Genomic DNA, 21,564 nt, shown 5'->3' on the forward strand with positions numbered 1-21,564 from the left:
TATGTCAGTGCAAAACTTGCAGGCGGTATTGCGGCAGCTGAGTGCCGGTGAAATCTCCCCCGAAAGGGCCAAACAACTGCTGCGCGACGCCGCCCGACAGGACGCGCCGCTGCCGCGCAACCGGCAGGACGCCATTGCCATCGTCGGCATGGCGGGACGCTATCCGGGCAGCCCCGATATGGCGGCTTACTGGGATCTGCTGGCCTCCGGCACGAACGCCGTGCGCGAAATCCCGGCCAGCCGCTGGGATGTCTCGCACTATTTCGATCCGGTGCCGGGGCGGCCCGGCAAGGTCTACTGCAAATGGCTTGGCATGCTGGACGGCGCCGAGTCCTTCGACCCGATGTTTTTCCGCATCCCGCCGGCCGAAGCCGCGCTGATCGATCCTCAGCACCGGCTCTTCCTGCAGACCGCCTACCACGCTTTCGAGGACGCCGGCCTGCACAGCGCCATGCTCGATGGCGCGAACTGCGGCGTGTACATGGGCATCATGAGCAGCGAGTATGGCGCGGCCATGGCGCGCGCCATGCCCGACGCGGGCTTCAGCAGCAGCAATCCCTTCTCCATCGGCGTGGCGCGCATTGCCTACCACCTCAATCTGAAAGGGCCGGCGATCCCCATCGACACCGCGTGTTCCTCCTCGCTGGTCGCCGTGCACCTGGCATGCCAGGCCTTGCGCGCCGGTGAAATCGACTTGGCGTTGGCGGGCGGGGTCAGCCTGTATCTGAGCGCGGACGCCTATATCGGCATGTGCGCCGCCGGCATGCTGTCGCCGCGCGGCGCCTGCAGCACCTTCGACCGCGAGGCGGACGGTTTCGTGCCGGGCGAAGGCGTCGGCGCGCTGGTGCTGAAGCGCCTGGCCGACGCCGAGCGCGACGGCGACAATATCGTGGGCCTGATCGCCGCTTCCGGCATCAACCAGGATGGACGCACGAATGGCATTACCGCGCCCAGCGCCGCGGCGCAAACGGCGCTGCAGCGCGACGTCTACCAGCGCCACGCCATCGATGCGGCCACCATCCAGTATGCCGAGATGCACGGCACCGGCACCAAGCTTGGCGATCCGGTGGAGCTGGAAGCGCTGAGCGCCGCCTTCCGCGCCGACAGCGATGCCCTGCAATACTGCGCCATCGGATCGGTCAAGACCAATCTGGGCCACACCTCGGCGGCGGCCGGCGTGGCCAGCGTCCAGAAAGTCCTGCTGTCGATGCGGCATGGGCAGATACCGCCTTCGCTGCATTTCAAGAACCCGAACGAGCACTTCGACTTTGCCGCGTCGCCGCTGTACGTCAACACGGCCCTGAGTCCTTGGCAGGCGCCGGCCGGGCAGGCGCGCCGGGCCTGCGTCAGCTCCTTCGGCTTCAGCGGCACCAATGCCCACCTGGTGCTGGAACAGTACCAGGCGCCGCCGCGCCAGCCCGCGCGCGACGATGGCGCCCAGCTGGTGCTGCTGTCGGCCCGCACCGGCGCCCAGCTGGACGCCCTGATACAGGCTTACCTGCCGCTGGCGCGCGGCGACCAGGCCAGCCTGGCCGAACTGGCCTACGCCAGCCAGACCACGCGCGCGCCCATGGCGCAGCGGCTGGCATTGCGCGCGGACTCGCTGGCGCAGCTGGCGCGGCAGCTGGCGGCCGCGGCGCAGGGCGATGTGGCGCCGGGCAGCTGGCGCGGACCGGGGAAGGCCAGGCCCAAGCTGGATGTGGCAGCCGCGCTGAAGGCGCGCGACCTGGATGCGCTGGGCGCATACTGGGCGGGCGGCGGCGCCGTCGATTGGCAGGCGTGGTACGGGGGGGCGCAGCGGCCTGCGCGGCAGCGCCTGCCGCTGTATCCCTTTGCGCAGGAGCGCCATTGGTTCAGCGCTCCCGCGCCGGAGGCCGGGCCGGCGCCGCTCGCGCATCCCTGGCTGGGACGCCGCACCCGTATTGGCGAGGAGGAAAGGATCGAATGCCGTATCGAACGGCATGCCGCTTTCCTGGTCGACCACCGGGTCGGCGGCCAGGCGGTGGTGCCGGGCGCCTGGTATCTGGAACTGGTGCGCGCCGCGCTCTGCCAGTCATCGCTGCTGCAGGCCGCCCCCGGCGCCGCGCCCAGCTTGCGCGATGTGCGTTGGCACCGGCCGCTGGACGGCAGCCAGGGCGCGGCGCTGGTTTTGACGCTGACCTTGGATGCCGGCGCCGGCGAGCTGGTGTTCCGCGTGAACGACGATGCCTTGCCCGGCGCCGCGGGCCTGTACTGTTCCGGCCGCGCCAGCTTCGCCGGCATGCCGGACGAATCGATCGATATTGCGCAATGGCGCCAGCAGCACTGCGCGCCCGACCGTGTGGCCGAGGGCGCCGAATGCTACGCCCTGTTCGACGCCATGGGGCTGCATTACGGCCCCTCGCACCGCCTGCTCGGCAGTCTGCAGCACGGCGCGACGCATGTGCTGGCGCGCCTGGCGCTGGCGCCAGGAATGCCGGCCGACGATGGCGCCGTCCTGATGCCACCGGGGATCGTCGATGCCGCCCTGCAGGGCGTGCTCGGGCTGGCGCTCGGCACGGCCGGCGACGGCGCCGCGCGCCTGCCTGCCGGGATAGACCGGCTGGACGTGCTGGCATCCTGCCGCGACGCGGCCTGGATTGCCATCGAGCGCGAGGACGCTTCCGGCGACCGCTTCAGCGTCGCCATCCGCATCTGCCGGGAGGACGGCCGCGTCTGCGCGCGTCTGCAAGGCCTGGTCCTGGCCGAGACGGCTGCCGCGCCCGCCACCGTGCTGCTGCAAGCCGGCTGGGCGGCGCCGCGCCAGCCTTCCAGCGCGCCCGCCGCGCCGGCCAGCCTGCAACATGTGATCTTGCTGGGCCGGCTGGCGCGCCACGCCGAACGCTTGCCCGGCTGCCTGCCGGACGCCCTGGTCAGCGCCTATCCCATCGGCGCGACCGAGACCGGCGAAGCGTATGCCGCCCTGGTGCAGCGCCTGGCCGACATCGGCCGCGAAGTGATGCGCACGCCGGGCGAACACTGCCTGCTGCAGATCGTGCTGGACCAGGACCCTGCCAGCCAGGCGTTGGCCGGCGTGGCGGGCCTGCTGCGCACGGCGGCGCTGGAAACGCCGCGCTTGCGCGGCCAAGTGATTGAACTCGACGCGGAAACGGCCGCCGACGCCGAACGCGTCGCCGCCGCCGTCCAGGCGGCCGCGCGCTGCGGCGCCGACACGCTGCGCTACGCGGATGCGGTTCTGCGCCAGCGCGAACTGCATACCTTGCCGGCCGATGAGGCGCCGGCGCCCTGGCGCGACGACGGCCATTACTGGATCACCGGCGGCATGGGCGCGTTGGGGGCGCTGCTGGCGGACGAGATCCTGGCGCATGCGCCGCGCGCCCGCATCCTGCTCAGCGGCCGTTCGGCGCCGGCGCCGCAGGGCGCGCAGCGTCTGGCCGAATGGCGCGCACGCGGCGCCAGCGTCGACTACCGCCAGCTCGATATCAGCGACGGGGATGCGGTACAGGCCCTGGTCGGCGAATATTGCCAGGCCTATGGGCCGTTCAGCGGCGTGGTGCACGCGGCCGGCACGCGGCGCGACGCCTTGCTGCTCAATAAACAGGATGGCGACATCGCGGCGGTGCTGCGGCCGAAGGTGGCCGGCCTGCTGAACATCGACCGCGCGACGGCCGGCATGCGGCTCGATTTCCTGCTGATGTTCTCTTCGGTGGCGGCCTGGTTCGGCAATGCCGGACAGGCCGATTATGCCGCCGCCAACGGCTTCCTCGACGCCCATGCCGCGCTGCGCAAGGCGCTGGTGGCGCGCGGCGAGCGCAGCGGCCTGGCTTGCTCGATCGCCTGGCCGCTGTGGGACGCGGCCGGCATGCAACCCGATCCCGACAGCCTGGCGGCCATGGCGGCCGCCGGTCTGCGGCCGCTGCCGCCGGCCGCCGCCTGGCGTTGCCTGTACGCGGCGCTGCGGGCGGGCGCCGCCAGCGTGGCGGTGCTGCACGGCGACGCGGCGCGCTTGGCCGCCTGGCAGCGGCACGGTTCCGCGCCGCTTGCAGGGACGGCGGAAGACAGCGCCGCAGCCGCGCCGGATGAGGCGCAGCTGGCTGGCGGCCTGGCGTATTTCAAGGCGGCGTTTGCCGACGCGTTCGGCATTCCGGCCGACGACATCGTTGAAACCAGCGGTTTTGACGAGTATGGCGTGGACTCCATTGTCGTCATGCGCCTGACGCGCCAGCTCGAACAGCTGTTCGGCCCCTTGCCCAAGACCCTGTTCTTCGAATACCGGCGGCTGGACGAGCTGACCGCCTACTTCCTGCAGGCCCATGCCGGCCGCTGCGCGCAGCTGTTCGGCGGGCCGGCGCCGCTGGCAGGGCAGGAAATCCAGGCGCCGGACCGCGCGCCAAGCGCCAATGCCCCGCTATCCGCGCCGCAGCCGGCGGCGCCGGCGTCCGCCCACGCCGCCACCGCGATGCCGATTGCGGTCATCGGCATCGCGGGCCGCTATCCCAAGGCCAACGACCTGGAACAGTTCTGGAGCAATCTGGCGGCTGGACTCGACTGCATCGAGCCGATTCCAGCCGGGCGCTGGGATGCGCAACGCTTCGACACATACGCCAAGTGGGGCGGCTTCATCGACGGCCACGATGAATTCGACCCGTTGTTTTTCAATCTGTCGCCGAAGGAGGCGCGCATCATGGATCCGCAGGAGCGCCTGTTCCTGCAGTGCGCCAGCGCGGCGCTGGAAGACGCCGGCTACCCGCGCGCGGCCCTGGGCGCGGCCCGGCCGCACGGCAAGGAGCGCAATATCGGCGTTTTTGCCGGCGTGATGTACGAGGAATACCAGTTGTACGGCGCGCAGCATACACTGGCCGGACGGCAGATGGCCTTGCCCGGCAATGCGGCTTCGGTGGCCAACCGCGTATCGCACTTTTTCGACCTGCACGGCCCCAGCATGGCGGTCGACAGCATGTGCTCTTCGTCGCTGACGGCGCTTAGCCTGGCGTGCGACAGCCTGGCTTCGGGCGCCTGCCGGATAGCCCTGGCCGGCGGCGTCAATCTGTCGGTGCATCCGAATAAATTCATCGCCTTGGCCCAGGGCCGCTTCGCTTCCAGCAGCGGGCGCTGCGCCAGCTTCGGCGAAGGCGGCGACGGTTATGTGCCGGGCGAGGGCGTGGGCGTGGTGCTGCTCAAGCCGCTGGCGCAGGCCGAAGCCGACGGCGACCGCATCCACGGCGTGATCCGCGCGGTCGCGATCAACCATGGCGGCAAGGCGAACGGCTTTACGGTGCCCAATCCGGATGCCCAGGCCGAGGTCATTGGGCGCGCTTACCGCCGCGCGGGCGTCGAGCCGCGCCTGGTCAGTTATGTGGAAGCGCACGGCACCGGCACGGCGCTGGGCGATCCGATCGAGCTGGCGGGGCTGAACAAGGCGTTCCGCGACTTTACCGACCAGCGCCGTTTCTGCGCCATCGGTTCGGTCAAGTCCATGATCGGCCATTGCGAGAGCGCGGCCGGCATCAGCGCCCTGACCAAGGTGCTGCTGCAGATGCGGCATGGCAAACTGGCGCCTTCGCTGCACGCGGCGACGGTCAATCCCCATCTGGCCTGGGAAGACAGTCCCTTCTTCCTGCAGCGGGAGCTGACGGACTGGGTGGCGCCGGAGTACACCGACGCCAGCGGCCAGCGCCGCGTGGCCCCGCGCATTGCCGGCATCTCTTCGTTCGGCGCGGGCGGCGCCAACGCCCACGTGGTGGTGGAGCAGTATCAAGGCCGGCCGGCGCCGGAACAACCCACGCAACAGCGGGAATTTGCGGTCTTGCTGACGGCACGCGATCCGGCGCGCCTGCAAGAGGCGGCGCGGCAGTTGCGGGCGGCGCTGGCGGCGGGACGTTTCGATGCCGCGGCCTTGCCGGACCTGGCATACACCCTGCAGACCGGACGCGATCACTGGGAATGCCGCTTGGCCCTGGTGGTGCGTTCGCTGCAGGAGCTGGAAACCCAGCTGGACGACTACCTTACCCGGCCCGGCCAAGCCGGCCATGCCAGCACGCTGGCCAAGCTGCCCGCCGTGCAGGCGCCGCAGGCGTTTGCCGGCCTGGCGCCGGCGCTGGCGGCCTGGCTGGATGGCGCGGCGGTGGATTGGTTGTCGCTGCCCGGCGCGCGGCGCGCGCGCCGCATCGGCGCGCCGACCTATCCGTTCGCGCGCGAACGCTATTGGATCGATGCGCCGGCCATGGCCGCGCCGGGCGCGGGGGCCTGGCTGCATCCCCTCCTGCAGCGCAACCACTCCACGTTCGCGCAGCACTGCTTCATATCGCATTTCAGCGGCGACGAAGCCTGGTTCGCGGACCACCGCGTGGCCGGCCGCAAGCTGCTGTCGGGCGCGGCCCAACTGGAACTGGCGCGCGCGGCCATCGAGCAAGCCAGCGCGCAGGCAACGCCGGCGCTGCAGTTGCAGAATATCGCGTGGCTGCGGCCGCTCGCCGCCGATGCGGGAACGACGCTGCGCGTCACCTTGAACAAGCGCGGCGCCGAGCGCGTGCTGTGGCAGATCGAGACCGAGAACGCCGGCGGCTGGCAGGCATGCAGCAGCGGCGAGGCCGTATTGACGGCGCCGGCGCCGATGGCGGCGGCCGACCTTGGCGCGCTGCTGCAGACTTGCGGCCAGCGGCAGCTCGACAGCGATACGGCTTACCGCACGTTCGAGAGCATGGGGATCGAGTACGGTCCCTTCCATCGCGGACTGGCGCGCCTGCACCTGGGCGATGGCATGGCCGTGGCGCGGCTGGACTTGCCGCAGGCGGCCGGTTCCGGCTTCGTTCTGCACCCCGGCCTGCTTGATGCGGCGTTCCAGGCCGCGCTGGGCGTATTCGCCGGAAACGGCGGCGGCGGGGCGACGATGCCGTTCTCGCTCGACGCGCTCGACATCCACGGGCCGCTGACGCCAAGCATGTATGCGGTACTGCGCGTGAGCGAACTGGCCGCCGCGCGGCCGGAACTGCAGGTCCTGGACATCGATCTGTACGACCAGCATGGCGCCGCTTGCGCCAGCGCGCGCAATCTCTGCCTGCGCGCCAGCCAGCCGGCCGCGTTGCCGGCGGCGCCGGTCCTGGCTGCGCGCGCGGAGCCGGCGCGCATGCCGGGCGCCACGGGCGATCTGCTGTTCGCGCCGCGCTGGGAAATCGCGGCTGTGCCGCCATCGGACGGTTTCGTCCCCGATCTGATCGTCGGCGCCGGCCCCTATACGGAACAAGAGCTGCGCCGGTCCTTCGGCGCGGCGCGCCTGGCAGGAATGGGCGGCTGGGCCGATCCGGCGCTGGCTGGAACGCTGGCCGCCACCCGGGCCTTGCTGTGGCTTGCGCCGGAAGGAGAGGCGGGCGACTGCGTGATGGCCTGCTTCCATTGGATCAAGGCGCTGCTCGCGGCCGGGGCCGGCCGGCACCGCCTCGATTGCCTGTTCGTGACGCGCAACGCGGTGGCTTGCGGCGCGGCGCAGCGCGCCGACCCGGCGCAGGCGGCCATTCACGGGCTGGTCGGCGCGCTGGCCAAGGAGTATCCGCATTGGCAGGTCCGTCTGGCCGACCTGGCGGCGGAAGCGCCGCCCGCGGTGGAAGAAATGCTGCGCCTGCCCGCCAGCGCGGCGGGCGACGCCCTGGCGCATCGCCAGGGCCTGTGGCTGCGCGCCGGTCTGCTGCCGGTGGCGCCGCATGCCGTGGTCCAAAGCGCATACCGCCAAGGCGGCGTGTATTTGCTGATCGGCGGCGCCGGTGGTCTGGGCGTGGCATACAGCGAATACCTGATCCGCCAGTATGACGCCCAGGTGGTGTGGCTGGGCCGGCGTCCCGCCGATGCCGCGATCCAGGCGCAGTTGGCGCGCCTGGCGCAGCTCGGGCGGGCGCCCCTGTATCTGCCGGTCGACGCCGCCGATGCCGAGGCTCTGTGCCGGGCGGGCGCCGAAGTGGCGGCGCGCTTTGGCGCGTTGCACGGGGTGGTGCACGCGGCCATGGTGCTGCAGGACAGTTCGCTGGCGGAACTGGACGAGACCGGCTTTGCGCGTGTGCTGCATGCCAAGGTGCAGGTGGCGCATGGCCTTGCCGCGCTGGCGCGCCAGCAGCGGGGACTCGACTTTGTGCTGTTCTTCTCCTCGTTCAACGCCTTTGCGCGCAACGCGGGGCAGAGCAATTACGCCGCCGGCTGCACCTACGCCGACGCTTTCGCCCAGGCGCTGCGCGGCGAGCTGGCGTGCCGGGTCAAGGTGATCAACTGGGGTTACTGGGGCAGCATCGGTGCGGTGGCCACCCCGGCCTACCGCAAGCGGATGGCGGAACTGGGAATCGGTTCCATCGAGACCGGGCCGGCGATGGCGGCGCTGGAATTGCTGCTGGCGTCCGCGCACGAGCAGCTGGCCATGGTGCACGCCTTGCGGCCGCATGCGCCGGCGCCGGTCTACCGCGGCTGGCTGCTGGCCGCAGACCAGGCCGCGCCGGTGCGCGGCTGGCGCGCGCCGCCGGCAACCCGCAGCTTGGACTGGGACGCGGCCGGCATGGCGGAGCTGGAACAGGCCCTGCTCGAACGCATGGCGGCGCAACTGCGCCTGCTGGACTGGCCCGCCGAAGGCGTGCCGCAGACGGCGCTGGCAGCGCGGCTGGGCATCGCCGGCCGCTACCGGCGCTGGTTCGACGCCAGCGTCAGCCTGTTGCTGCGGCAAGGCTACCTGGGCCGGCAGGGCGCGGACACCGTGCTGCCGCCGGCGCAGACGGCGGACACGGGGCGGCGCTGGCCGGAGCTGCGCCAGCGCTGGAGCGCCGGCGCGGGCAGCGGCGAGCAACTGGCCCTGGTCGACGCCACGCTGGAAGCCTTGCCGGCGATTCTGCGCGGCGACACGCTGGCGACCGACATCATGTTCCCCGGCGGATCGATGGCGATGGTGGCGGGCGTATACCAAGGCAGCGCCGTTGCCGACCACTTCAACGCCGTGCTGGGCGACACCCTGCTGGCTTACCTGGAGCAGTGCCGCCAGGCCGTACCGGCGGCCCGTCTGCGCATCCTGGAAATCGGCGCGGGTTCCGGCGCGACCACGGCAGCCCTGCTGGCGCGCCTGCAACCCTTTGCCGCCCAGATCGAGGAATACTGCTATACCGACCTGTCGAAGGCATTCCTGGCGCACGGCCGCAACAGTTTCGGCGCGGCGTGGCCGCAGCTGGAGTGCCGCATCTTCGACGTGGAGCAAGCCCCCACGGCCCAGGGCCTGGCGGCGGGACACTACGATGTGGTGATCGCCGCCAATGTCCTGCACGCGACCCGCAAGATGCAGACCACGCTGGCCCATGCGCACGCCTTGCTGAAACAGGGCGGCCTATTGCTGCTCAATGAGCTGAGCACCTTCCAGGCCTACACCCACCTGACCTTCGGCCTGCTCGACGGCTGGTGGCGCTTTGACGACGACGAAGTCCGCCTGGCGGGAAGTCCGGGGCTGGCGCCCCGGCAGTGGCAAGCGGTGCTGGAACTGAGCGGTTTCCAGCAGGTGGCCTTCCCGGCCGCCGCCGCGCATGCGGCCGGCCAGCAGGTGGTGGCGGCCTTCAGCGACGGCGTTGTCTTGCTGCCGGCCGCCGTGGAAACGCCGGCCGCGCCCCAGGCCCCATCCGTTGCCGCAGCCGTGGTGCCGCCCAGAAGCGTCGCCACGGCCGGCCAGCGCGACAGCCTGCTGAACTGGCTGCGCCAGTTGATCGGCGCAACCCTGGAGATCGACCCTGCGCGGATTGCCGGCGACCAGACGCTGGAGCGCTATGGCATCGATTCGATCACGGTGCAGCAGATCACCAGCGGCTTGCGCGCGGTGTTCGACGATGTGCCGGCCTCGCTGCTGTTCGAGCACAATACCCTCGACGCGCTGGCCGGGCACTTCCTGGCGCGCCATGCGGCGGCGGTGGCGGCATTGCTGGGCGAGCCGGCCGGCGCGCCGGCGCAGACCGCGCCGGCCGCACCGGTGGCCGCCGGCGTGTCCGACGGCGCGGCGTCCTGGCTGGCCGGCGCGGCGGCCCAGGACGATGCCGTTGCCGACAACGGCGAAATTGCCGTGATCGGCCTGGCCGGGCGCTATCCGCACGCCGCCACGCTGGACGAATTGTGGCAGTTGCTGCGTTCGGGCCGCAGCGCCATCGGCGAAATCCCCGCCGCGCGCTGGAACTGGCGCGACTATGCGCCGGGCGCGGCCGGGGGACTGGCGCCGATCAGTTCCCGCTACGGCGGTTTTATCGACGAGATCGACCGCTTCGACCCGCTCTTCTTCCAGATCGCCATGGCCGAAGCGCACAATATGGACCCGCAAGAGCGGCTCTTCGTCGAACAGGCCTATTGCTGCATCGAGGACGCCGGCCATGTGCCGGCAACGCTCAGCCGCGACAAGCGGGTCGGTGTGTACGTCGGCGTGATGAACGCCAATTATCCGACCGGCGTAAGGCATTGGTCGATCGCCAACCGCATCTCCTACCTGTTCGATTTCCGCGGTCCGAGCATGGCGGTTGACAGCGCCTGTTCCTCCTCGCTGACGGCGCTGCACCTGGCGCTGGACGCGCTGCGTTCAGGCAGTATCGACTGCGCCCTGGTCGGCGGCGTCAATCTGGTCACGGATCCGGCGCACTATCAGCGCTTGTCGGCCATGAATATGCTGAGCGACGGCCCGCAGGTGCGCGCTTTCGGCGCGCATGCGAACGGCTTTGTGGACGGCGAAGGCGTCGGCGCCATGCTGCTCAAGCCGCTGCGCCAGGCCCTGGCCGACGGCGACGACATTCACGGCGTGTTGCTGGGCAGCGCCCTCAACGCCGGCGGCAAGACCCACGGCTATACGGTGCCCAGCCCGCAGGCGCAGGCCGACGTGCTGGCCCAGGCCTACCAGCGGGCCGGCGTGACGCCGCGCATGGTCAGCTATGTGGAAGCGCATGGCACCGGCACCGCGCTGGGCGATCCGATCGAGGTGCGCGGGCTGACGCTGGCCTTTGAGCGGCATACGCAGGAACGCCAGTTCTGCGCCCTGGGATCGGTCAAGACGAATATCGGCCATACCGAGAGCGCGGCGGGCATCGCCGGCGTGACCAAGGTGCTGCTGCAGATGAAGCACCGCATGCTGGCGCCGACCCTGCATGCCGAGCAGGCCAATCCCGAGATCGACTTTACGCGCACCCCGTTCCGCCTGCAGCACAGCCTGCAGGCCTGGGATGTCCCGGTGGGCGGCGCAAGGATCGCCAGCGTGTCTTCGTTCGGCGCCGGTGGCGCCAACGCGGCGGTGGTGCTGCGCGAGCATGTCAGCCCGGCGCCGGCCGGCGCCGGAAGCCGGCGCGAGGTACTGGTACTGCTGTCGGCGCGTGATCCTGAGCGCCTGCTGGCGCGCGCGCGCCAGTTGCTGGCCTTGCTGGCACAGGACGATCTGCCTTCCGATGCGCTGGAGCGCATCGCGTACACCTTGCAGGCAGGACGGCTGCCGATGGACGAAAGACTGGCCCTGCGCGCGGCGACGCCGGAGCAATTGCGCGCCGGCCTGAGAGCCTTTATTTCCGGCGCGGCCTTGCCGCCAGGCTGTTTCAGGGCCTCGCTCAAGGAGCAAAGGCAGGCCGCGCCGGTGCCGGTGGACGCGGCGCGCGTTCAGGCATGGTTCGACGGCGGCGATTGGGAGCAGCTGGGACTGGCCTGGAGCCAGGGCCTGGCGGTCGATTGGGTAGGCTTGCATGGGACGGTCCATCCGCAGCGCCTGCATTTGCCGGCCTATCCATTCCAGGGCGAACGCTATGGTGTGACGCGCCTGGCGGCGACGCCTGGCGCGCCTGCGGCCCAAGCACGGCAGCCGCTTGCGCCGCAGGACATAGCCGGGCGCGAGGCGCCGGCCATGCTGTCGCTGCTGGCCCAAGGGCAGCCCGCCACGCCGCCGCCGGCCGCGCCGCTGACGTTACTGCAGCCGGTGTGGCGCGCGACGCCGCAGGCCGGGCGGCCTGGAGCCGCGCAAGCGACGCTGCTGCTGGGCAGCGACGCGGCACGGCTGGCCGCCTTGCAGGCCGGCGCGCCGCATGCGCGCGTCCACGTTTGCGCGCCGGACGCGCCGGTCGAGGAGATCGGCGCCGCCTTGGCCGGCGCTCCCGCCCTGCAGCGCCTGGTGTGGCTGGCGCCGCAGGGCGCGGCGCTGGCGTCCACCGATCCGGCCTTGGCCCAGGCGCAGCGGCAGCGCGTCATCGCCTTGCTGCGCTGCTGCAAGGCCTTGCTGGCGGCCGGCTACGGCACGCGGCCGCTGACCTTGACGGTACTGACGCGCCAGGCGGTGGCGATCGGCGACGATGACGAGCTGCGGCCAGAAGACGCGGCCGTGCACGGCCTGGCGGCGACCCTGGCGGCGGAATATCCGCATTGGCGGATCGAGTTGCTGGACTTGCCCGCGCGGCAGGAGCTGGCGTGGGACAGCCTGCAAGGGCTGGAGCTGCCAGGGCAGGGCAAGGCGCTGGCTTACCGCGCCGGACGCTGGTACCGGCAACACCTGGCGCCTGGCCACGCCCTGCCCGAAGCGGCGACACCGTACCGCCAGGGCGGCGTCTACGTGGTGGCCGGCGGCGCCGGCGGCATCGGCGCAGCCTGGTCGGCCGCGCTGATACGCAGCCATCGCGCCCGCATCGTCTGGCTGGGACGGCGCGCGCCGGACGCCGGCATCGAAGCGGCCATCGCCGCCGCCGCCGATGGCGGGCTGGCGCCGGAGTACTGGCAGGTCGACGCCGCGGATGTTCCGGCCATGCGCGCGGCCTGCGCCGCGATCAAGGCGCGGCATGGCGCCATCCATGGCGTGCTGCACTCGGCCCTGGTGCTGGCCGACCAGAGCGTGGCCGAGATGAGCGAGGCGCGCTTTATCTCCGCCTTGCACGCCAAGGCTGGCGTGGCGCTCGGCCTGGCGGCCGCGCTGGCCGGCGAGCCGCTCGATTTCATGCTGTTCTTCTCCTCGATGATCGCGTTCGGCGGCGCTCCGGGCCAAGCCAATTATGCGGCCGGCTGCACCTTCCAGGACGCGCTGGCGCGCAAGCTGGATCGCGAACTGCCGTATCCCGTGAAAACGGTCAATTGGGGATATTGGGGCAGTGTGGGCGCTGTCGCCCATGAAGCTTACCGCCTGCGCATGGCCAGCCTCGGCATCGGCTCGATCGAAGTGGCGGAAGGGCTGGGCCTGCTGCGCCGCTTCCTGGGCGGGGCGGCGGGCCAGCTCGGCGTGCTGAAGACGCTGGAGCAGGACAACACCGGTACCGCCGTGGCCGACGAAGCGCCGGCGCTGCTCGACTTGCTGGGATCGCAACAAGGCGGAATGCTGGAGACCCTGCAGCGGCTGGCGGGGCAGCGCATCGGCGTGGCGCCGCCGCAGCTCGACGCCGACTGTCCGCTGCTGGAATACGGCTTCGACGCCGCCGGCTTCGAGTGGCTGGCGCGGGCATGCAATGAATTGACCGGCAACGCCGAAGTGCTGACCGGCGCGGATTGCGCGCGGTGCGGCACATTGCGCGCCATTGCCGCGTGGCTTGAGGCCCGGCGCCGCCCCGATGCGGCACGGCGGGCCTTGTTTCAAACGATGACTTGATGGCGCGCGCTTGCGCCTTTTACCTGGGACGAGATCGAGACGATGGAACAAAATGAAATGAAGGCGGCGGCAATGGATGGCCTGCTGCGGCAATGGCTGCTGGCGCAACTGCAAACGATCGGCATTCTGGCGCCCGGCGCGGGCGGGCAGGCGCCGCAGGCGCTGGCTGCGTGCGTGCAGCCTCCCTTCCGGCGCTGGCTCGACGCGAGCCTGGCGCAGCTGCAGGAGGCGGGCCTGGTTCGCCTGGAAGGGGGATTGTGGCATGCGGACGCCACGCTGCAAGCAGCCGAGGTGGCGCGCCAATGGCGCCAGGGCCGGGAGCAGTGGCGCATGCCGCCGGAGCTGGCCGCCTATGTCACGCTGCTGGAAGCGACGCTGGAAGTCTTGCCGGCGATCCTGACGGGCAGGGTGCGCGCCACCGATGTGCTGTTCCCGAACGGCTCGATGGCACGCGTGCAGGACATCTACAAGAACAACCATGTGGCCGACCACTTCAACCAGGTTCTGACCGAGAACCTGGTGCGCTACGTCGAGGCGCGCATCGCCCATGATCCCGCCGTGCGCTTGCGCATGGTGGAAATCGGCGCGGGCACGGGCGGCACCAGCGGCCGCCTGCTGGAAGCGCTGCGCCCCTACAGCGGCCATATTGCCGAATATGCCTATACCGACCTGTCGAAGGCGTTCCTGCAGGTGGGCGAAAGCCAGTTCGGCGCGCTGGCGCCTTACCTGAAGACCGCGCTGCTCGATATCGAGCAGCCGCCTGCGGCGCAGGGCTTCGAGACCGGCGTATATGACATCGCCCTTGCCACCAACGTGCTGCACGCAACCCGCGATATCCGCGGCACGGTGGGACACGCCAAGAGCCTGCTGCGGCGCAATGGCCTGTTCTTCATCAACGAGATGATCGGCAGCAGCATCTACCTGCACCTCACCTTCGGCCTGCTCGACGGCTGGTGGCGCTTTGAAGACGATGAACTGCGCTTGCCCGGCTCACCCGGGCTGAGTCCCGAAAACTGGGAGGCCGTGCTGCGCGGTGAAGGATATTCAGGCGTGCTGTTCCCCGCCAAGGACGTGCACCATCTGGGCCAGCAGCTGATCATCGCGCAGAGCGATGGCGTGCTACGGACACAGCGCGCCGCCGCTCCGGCGCAGGCGCCAGCGGCGGTCCCGGGCGCAACGGCGGATGTCGCCGTTGCGCCGGGCGTGGCGGCGGATGCCGCGCTGGCCTTTGTCACCGCGCAGATCGCGCACGTATTGCGCATGCCGGCGCAGCAGATCCTGCCGGAGGAATCCTTGAGCAGCTACGGGCTCGATTCCATCCTGGCCACGCAGCTGGCGGCGCGGCTGGCCGAAACGCTGGGCGACATCGACAGCACGGCGTTTTTCGAGCACAGGACGGCGGCAGCCCTGTGCGGCTATCTTTTGCAGCACCACGGCGCGCGGCTGGCCGCCGCCTGCGGCGTGGCGCCGCCGCCCAGCGCCGCAGCCACGGCGGCAGTGCCATCATCGGCGCCAGCACCAGCACCAGCACCAGCACCAGCATTCCCGCCATCCGGCGCCGCCGCAGCTGCCGTGGCAAGGGAGCCGGCGCGCGGCAACGACTGGGAGCCGATCGCCATCATTGGCTTGGCGGGCCGCTATGCCGGCGCCGCCAATGTGGCCGAGTTCTGGGCCAATCTGCTGGCCGGCCGGCGCAGCACCGGTGAAATCCCGGCCACGCGCTGGGATTGGCGGCGGCATTACGAAGCCGATCCGGCCAAAGCGGTGCAGCAACTGAGCAGCTACGGCAAATGGGGTGGATTCCTGGACCATGCCGGAGAGTTCGACACCAGCCTGTTCACCATGCCGCCGCGCGAGGCGGAGATGACCGATCCGCAGGAGTTGCTGTTTCTTGAAACATGCTGGAGCGCCATGCGCGACGCCGGCTGCCCGCCATCCAGCCTGACGCCCGAGCAGCGCCGGGGCGCCGGTGTGTTCGCGGCCATCACCAAGCAGTATGCTTTCCCGCCCACTTCCTTCGCTTCGCTTGCCAACCGCGTTTCCTACCAGCTGAACTTCCAGGGCAAAAGCCTGGCGATCGACACGATGTGCTCATCGTCCCTGGTCGCCCTGCACGAGGCATGCGCCTATCTGCAGGGAGAAGGGCGGCTGGCCCTGGTGGGCGGCGTCAATCTGTATCTGGAACCCGCAAAGTACGTGCATCTGTCAGCCAGCCGCTTCCTGGCCAAGGGCGAGTCCTGCAACGCTTTCGGCGCCGGCGGCGAAGGTTTCGTGCCGGGCGAAGGCGTCGGCGCCGTCGTGCTGAAGCCTCTACGCCTCGCGCTGGAGGACGGCGACAGCATCTATGCGGTGATACGCGGCAGCGCCGTCAACCATAACGGACGGTCGGCCGGCTACACCAGCTCCGATCCGGCGCGCCAGGCCGACGTGGTGCGCGGCGCGCTGGAGCGGGCTGCCGTCGATCCGCGCTCGGTCGCTTATATCGAGGCGGCGGCCAACGGCATCGAACTGGGCGACGCGATTGAAATGTCGGCGCTGGGGAAAGTGTTCGGCGACGGTACGGGCGCCAGCGGTGCGCGCCGTATCGGTTCGGTCAAGCCCAATATCGGCCATTGCGAGGCCGCATCCGGGATGTCGCAGCTGACCAAGGTAATCATGTCGCTGCACCAGCGCGTGCTGGCGCCAACGCTGCTGGAAGGTGAGCGAAACCGCCATGTCGATTTCACGCGCCTGCCGTTTGAAGTGCAACTGGCGGCGGAACCCTGGCAGCCGTTGCAGATCGATGGACTGGACGTGCCGCGCCGCGCCGGCATCACCGGCATCGGCGGCGGCGGCGTCAACGCCCACGTGGTGCTGGAGGAGTGGGTTGCGCCGCCACGCGCCGCCGCGCCGGCGCAACCCAGCCTGTTGCTGCTGTCGGCCCATACGCAGGAGGCCTTGCGGCGCACCGCCGCCGACTGGATCGCGCATCTGCCGCAGCTGGCCGAAAGCGATCTGGCGGACCTGGCCTGGACCCTGCGCCGCGGCCGCGAGGCCATGAGCAAGCGCTTGGCGGTGGTGGCCGGCAGCATGGCCGAATTCGCCGAAGTGCTGCAGCTCTGGCTTCAGGGGGAGGGCAGCGGCGGGCGCTGGTTCAGCGGCGACACCCAGGCCCCGGCGCTCTCGCTGTCGCCGCAACTGGTGGCGCTGGCGGCGCAGGGCGACCCGCGCGACCAGGCGCAGCTTTGGGCGCTTGGCCATGCCCTGCCGCTGCCGCAATCGCCGGCCGGCGCGCCGCGCAAGCTGCTGCAGCTGCCGATGTATGCCTTCGAGCGCCAGGTGGTATGGCGTCCGCGCGCCGCGTTGGCGGCACCGGCGCAGCCGCCGGTAGCGCAGATGGCGGCGCCTGCGGCGCAAGCGCCGGCAGCCGATGCGGGCGCCGCGTATGCCAACAATGCCGAGGCGTTCTATTCGCTCAGCACGATGGGCGCCTCCGAGGAGTTCCGCGAACAATACCTGACCTTATGCCCTTACCCGGAGCGGCTGCCAGGCCATTCGATGACGCGCATGTTCATCGATCCATCCAAATGTCCGGAGCAGTTCGCGTATATGCAGTCGCGCCAGATCGAAATGCGCCAGGTGCTCTTCAGCCAGCAGGACTTCGAGCGCACCGGCCGCGTTTTCGATATCGGCTGCGGCCTGGGCACCGATGTGATCCAGATCGCCGCCCAGTATCCGCGCATCCATACCGAGGGATACACCATCACCGGTTCGCAGGCGCGCCTGGCGAACCAGCGCATCGCCCGCAGCGGCCTGGCCGGCCGGGCGCTGGTGCACCACCGCGACAGCGCCAAGGATCGCTTCCCCGGCCGTTACGACCTGGTCATCGGGATTGAAGTCACCTGCCACATCAGCGACAAGGAGGGCGTGTTCTCGAATATCGCCAATGCGCTGGAGGATGATGGCCGGGTACTGCTGATGGACTTCATCGCCAACGGGCGGGGGCGCATCACCGCGCCGAATATCGATATCGATATCTCGACCCGCCAGGACTGGATCGACGTTTGCGCGGACCAGGGCCTGGTGATCGATGAGCTGATCGACGTTTCGCCGCAGATCGCCAACTTCCTGTACGACCCGGAGGCGGAAGCGAATATCGCCGAGCTGCCGCAGGTGGCCAAGGAATCGTTCCGCAACTTCGCCAACAACTATATTTCGCTGGAGCGCGGCTGGGTCAGTTATTGCCTGTTCCGGCTGCGCAAGGAGCCGGGCCTGAGCCGCGCGCAGCGCGCGCGCATCAACGCCGAACGGATCGCGCAACCGACGCCGTATCCGGTGGCGCTGCAAAGGATGCGGGCCAGCGGCCGCTCCGGCTACCCCTTGCAGCAGGCCTCCGCCAGGCCGGAATCGCCGCCAGCCGTAGCCGCAGCCGAGCCGATGGCCGCGGTGAGGGATGCGTTGGCGCAGATCTTCCTGGACGTGCTGGGCATCGAACGCGCCCAGGTGGAGCAGGCGCCGGACCTGGCGGCGCTGGGCGTGAATTCCATCCACGCGGTGCAGCTGGCGGAGGCGATCAACACGCGCTTCGACCTGCGCCTGCCGTCTTCCCTGCTGTCGGAATATCCAAGTTTCAATGCGCTGGCCGCCGCCAGTGCACGGCCGGCGGCCAGCGCGCCGCCGGCGCCTGCCATGGCGACGACGGCAACCGCGGCCAACCATGCCGCCACCACACCATCGTCCGTGCGCCAGGCGGTCGAAGCGGCGCTGATCGAGACGCAGGGTTATTCGCTGGCGCAGCTGCGTGGCGCCGGCAGCCTGGCCGAACTGGGACTCAATTCCATCCACGCGGTGGCGGTGGCCGAGGCGATCAATGCCGCGCTGGATCTGACGCTGCCGTCGAGCATCCTGTTCGAGTTCCCGACGCTGGACTTGCTGGTGGCGGCGATCGCGGCGCAAGCGCCGGATCGGCCGCGCCCGGTGCCATCCGCCCCGTCCTGGAGCGCGCCTCCCGCGGCCGTGCCGACCGCCGCGCCGGCCCAGGCCGCGCTACCGGCGGCCCCCGCCGCCGCGCAGCACGCCGGCTACGCCATCGTCGGCATGAGCGCGCTGTTTCCCGGCGCGGACAGTCCGCAGGCCTTCTGGCGCCATATCGAACAGGGTAGCTCCCGCATCTCGGCGCCTCCGGCAACGCGCGCCGAATGGCGGCTGCATGACGGCGCCACGTACTGGGGGGCTTTCCTGGAGCGCATCGATGGCTTCGACCCCCTGTGCTTTGGCGTGACGCCCAAGGAAGCGGTCTGGATGAGTCCCGAGCAGCGTCTGCTCATGACCCAGGTATGGCGGGCTTTCGAAGCCGCCGGCATTGCCTGGGACGGTGGACAGCGCACCGGCGTCTTCATCGCTTCCGGCCCCAGCGACTATCCGGCCATCCTGGCGCGGCAAGGGCACCATATTCCGAAGCTCGTGCCTTCGATGCTGCCGAACCGGATTTCCCACGCCTTCGACCTGAAAGGCCCGAGCGAAAACTGCGAGGCGGCATGCGCTTCCGCGCTGCTGGCAGTGCACCGCGCGCTGCAGTCGATGGAGGCCGGCGAGTGCGAACAGGTGGTGGTCGCCGCCGCCAACCTGATCATGGACGCGGGCGCCTACCAGGATCTGGAAGCGTTCAACGCCCTGAGCCGGAACGGCGAATGCCATCCCTTCCAGACCAACGCGGGCGGCTATGTGCGCGGCGAAGGCCTCGGCGCGCTGATCATCAAGCCGCTGGCGCGCGCCGAAGCGGATGGCGACCGCATCTACGCCGTCATCCGCGGCACCGGCATTGCCCATGCCGGCCAAGGCAAATCAGCCATGGCCGCCGACGAACGCGGCATGGCCGCCGCCATCGGCGCCGCGCTGGCGCGGGCCGGCACGGCGCCGGCATCGGTCAGTTATGTGGAAGTGCAGGGGATGGGTTCGGCCGCCTGCGACCAGGCGGAAATACGGGCATTGGCGCAGTATTACGCCGCCACGCCCGATGCGTCCGATTGCGTCATCGGCACGCTGAAGCCGGTCTTCGGCCATTGCGAGTATGCGGCCAGCATGGCGTCCATACTCAAAGTGGTCATGGCGCTGCAGCACCATGTGCGCCCGGGGATCCCCGGTTTCGGCGTGCTGGAACCGTCGTTGCCGCTGCCGCCGCGCTTCCGCCTGGGCGCGGAGAACCTGCCATGGCCGGCCACGGCCGGCGCCGATGGGCGTCCGCTGCCGCGCCGCGCCGCGGTGCATGCCTTCGGCATCGGCGGCGTAAACGGCCACATGATCCTGGAAGAATATATCGCCGCCGCGCCACGGGAACCGCTCAAGGCGGCCGTGCCGGAAGGCCGCGAAGCGCAGGCATTCCCGCTGTCGGCGCGCGATCCGCAGGCGCTGCGCGGCGCCGCGCAGGCGCTGCTGGCCCACCTGGAAAGCAATGCGCAAACAGCGCTGGACAGCGTGGCGCGCACGCTGCAAACCGGACGTGTGGCCATGCGCGAAAGACTGGCGCTGGTGGCCGACGATCGAAGCGGCCTGCTGGAAGGGCTGCGCCATTACCTGGCGCAGGCGGACGCAGCCACCGGCGCGCGCCTGTACCTGCACGGCCGGCCGGCGCCGGCCAGCGCCGCCCAGGCGCCAGGGCATGCGGCGGCGCAGCTGCTGGCCAGCCGCTGGCTGGCAGGGCAAAGCGTGTCGTGGGCAGGCTTGCACGGCACGCGCCCGCCGCCGCCTCTCGCTTTGCCAGGATATCCGCTGCGCGAGTCCGGTTTCTGGCCCGCCGCCACGGCGCCTGCCGCGCCGGGACAGGTGCAGGGGACCGTCTCGCTGGCCCCGGCCCTGCGCGCCTGCGTGGCCGAATTCCTGGCGCCGGGAGCCGTTCCTCGGCCGGAGCAGACCTTGGCCGAGCTGGGCCTGGACTCGATGGCGCGCCTGATGCTGCTGCAGTCGCTGCGCGCGGCGCTGCGCATCGACCTGGATGCGCACGCGCTGGCCGACAACACCACGCTGGCCGCGCTGTCGGCGCGCTTGCCGGCGCCGCCCAGCGCGCCCGCCGCGCCGGACCAGGCCTACCAGCAATGGCTGGTGCCGCCGCTGCGCGCCGCCATGATCGGCGTCAAGCACGGCGTGGCCGAGGTATTCCGGGGCGGCCAGGGACCGAGGCTGCTGCTCATTCCCGGTCTGGGCATGAGCGGCAGCGTCTTCCTCGATCATCTGGCGGCGCTGACCGCGCAGTACGAGGTGATGGTCTACCACTATCCGGGGCTGGGCCGCAGCAGCAGCATCGGCAGCGGCGATCTGGACGCCGTGGCGGCGCACCTGTTCGAGGTGCTGGACGCCGCCGCCTGGGGCGAGACGGCCATTCTGGGCTGGTCCTTTGGCGGCTTGATCGCGCAAAAGGCGGCGCTGTTGCGGCCGCGGCAATGCCGCGCGCTGATGCTGGTCAGTACCATGGGCGCCTTCGAAGCGGCGGCCCCCGCGCAGCGGCCGCCGGCATCGCTGCGCCGGCTGTACGAGGACGATCTGGAGCAGGTCTTCGCCGAACCGGGCTGCAAGGCCGGGCCGCAACGGCAACGGCACATCCGCGCGGTGCTGGACGGCAGCCAGGTGTTGGGCGCGCTCGACGGGGTGGCCTATCTGGACGCCTTGACCCGCTTCGACGTGAGCGCGGCGCTGCCGCATCTCGCGCTGCCGGTGCTGATTGTGGCCGGAACGCTGGACCGCTTCGACCAGCCGCGCCATAGCGAACGGCTGGTGTCGCTGATCCCGGGGGCCAAGCTGGTGCGGCTCAAGGGCGCGGGCCATGTGCCGTTCCTGACCCATCCCGAGGCCTTCCGCAAGGCACTGCTGCGCTTCCTGGACAAGACGCATCCAGGCCGTTCGCAGCCGGCGGCGGACGATCAAGAGCAGGAAGCGGCACTACCTTGAGGGAGGCGCCGGACGGCGGTACGCGTCCGCCGGAAAAACCGCGCGGCGGCAGGGCGCGCTGGCGGCGGTAGGGCGGA

The 21,564-nt window shown here is 70.5% G+C and carries 2 protein-coding genes; both read left to right on the plus strand.

Features of this window, described 5'->3' with window-relative positions; genetic code table 11:
- The first annotated feature begins 1 nt into the window (after position 1).
- Positions 2-13,567 carry an SDR family NAD(P)-dependent oxidoreductase gene (locus FHS03_RS20120; protein ID WP_183442718.1) on the plus strand — a complete coding sequence of 4,522 codons (13,566 nt, stop codon included), beginning with the start codon at positions 2-4 and terminating at the stop codon, positions 13,565-13,567.
- 42 nt (positions 13,568-13,609) lie between these two features.
- On the plus strand, positions 13,610-21,487 hold the full coding sequence (locus tag FHS03_RS20125; RefSeq protein WP_183442719.1) for an alpha/beta fold hydrolase: 7,878 nt from the start codon (positions 13,610-13,612) through the stop codon (positions 21,485-21,487).
- Positions 21,488-21,564: the final 77 nt, after the last annotated feature.

This window comes from Pseudoduganella violacea, from assembly GCF_014191875.1.
GTDB classification, from domain to species: domain Bacteria; phylum Pseudomonadota; class Gammaproteobacteria; order Burkholderiales; family Burkholderiaceae_D; genus Rugamonas; species Rugamonas violacea_A.

Coding starts and splice junctions, on each gene's coding strand:
- FHS03_RS20120 (WP_183442718.1), top strand. CDS start 2: ATGTCAGTGCAAAACTTGCAGGCGGTATTGCGGCAGCTGAGTGCCGGT.
- FHS03_RS20125 (WP_183442719.1), top strand. CDS start 13,610: ATGGAACAAAATGAAATGAAGGCGGCGGCAATGGATGGCCTGCTGCGG.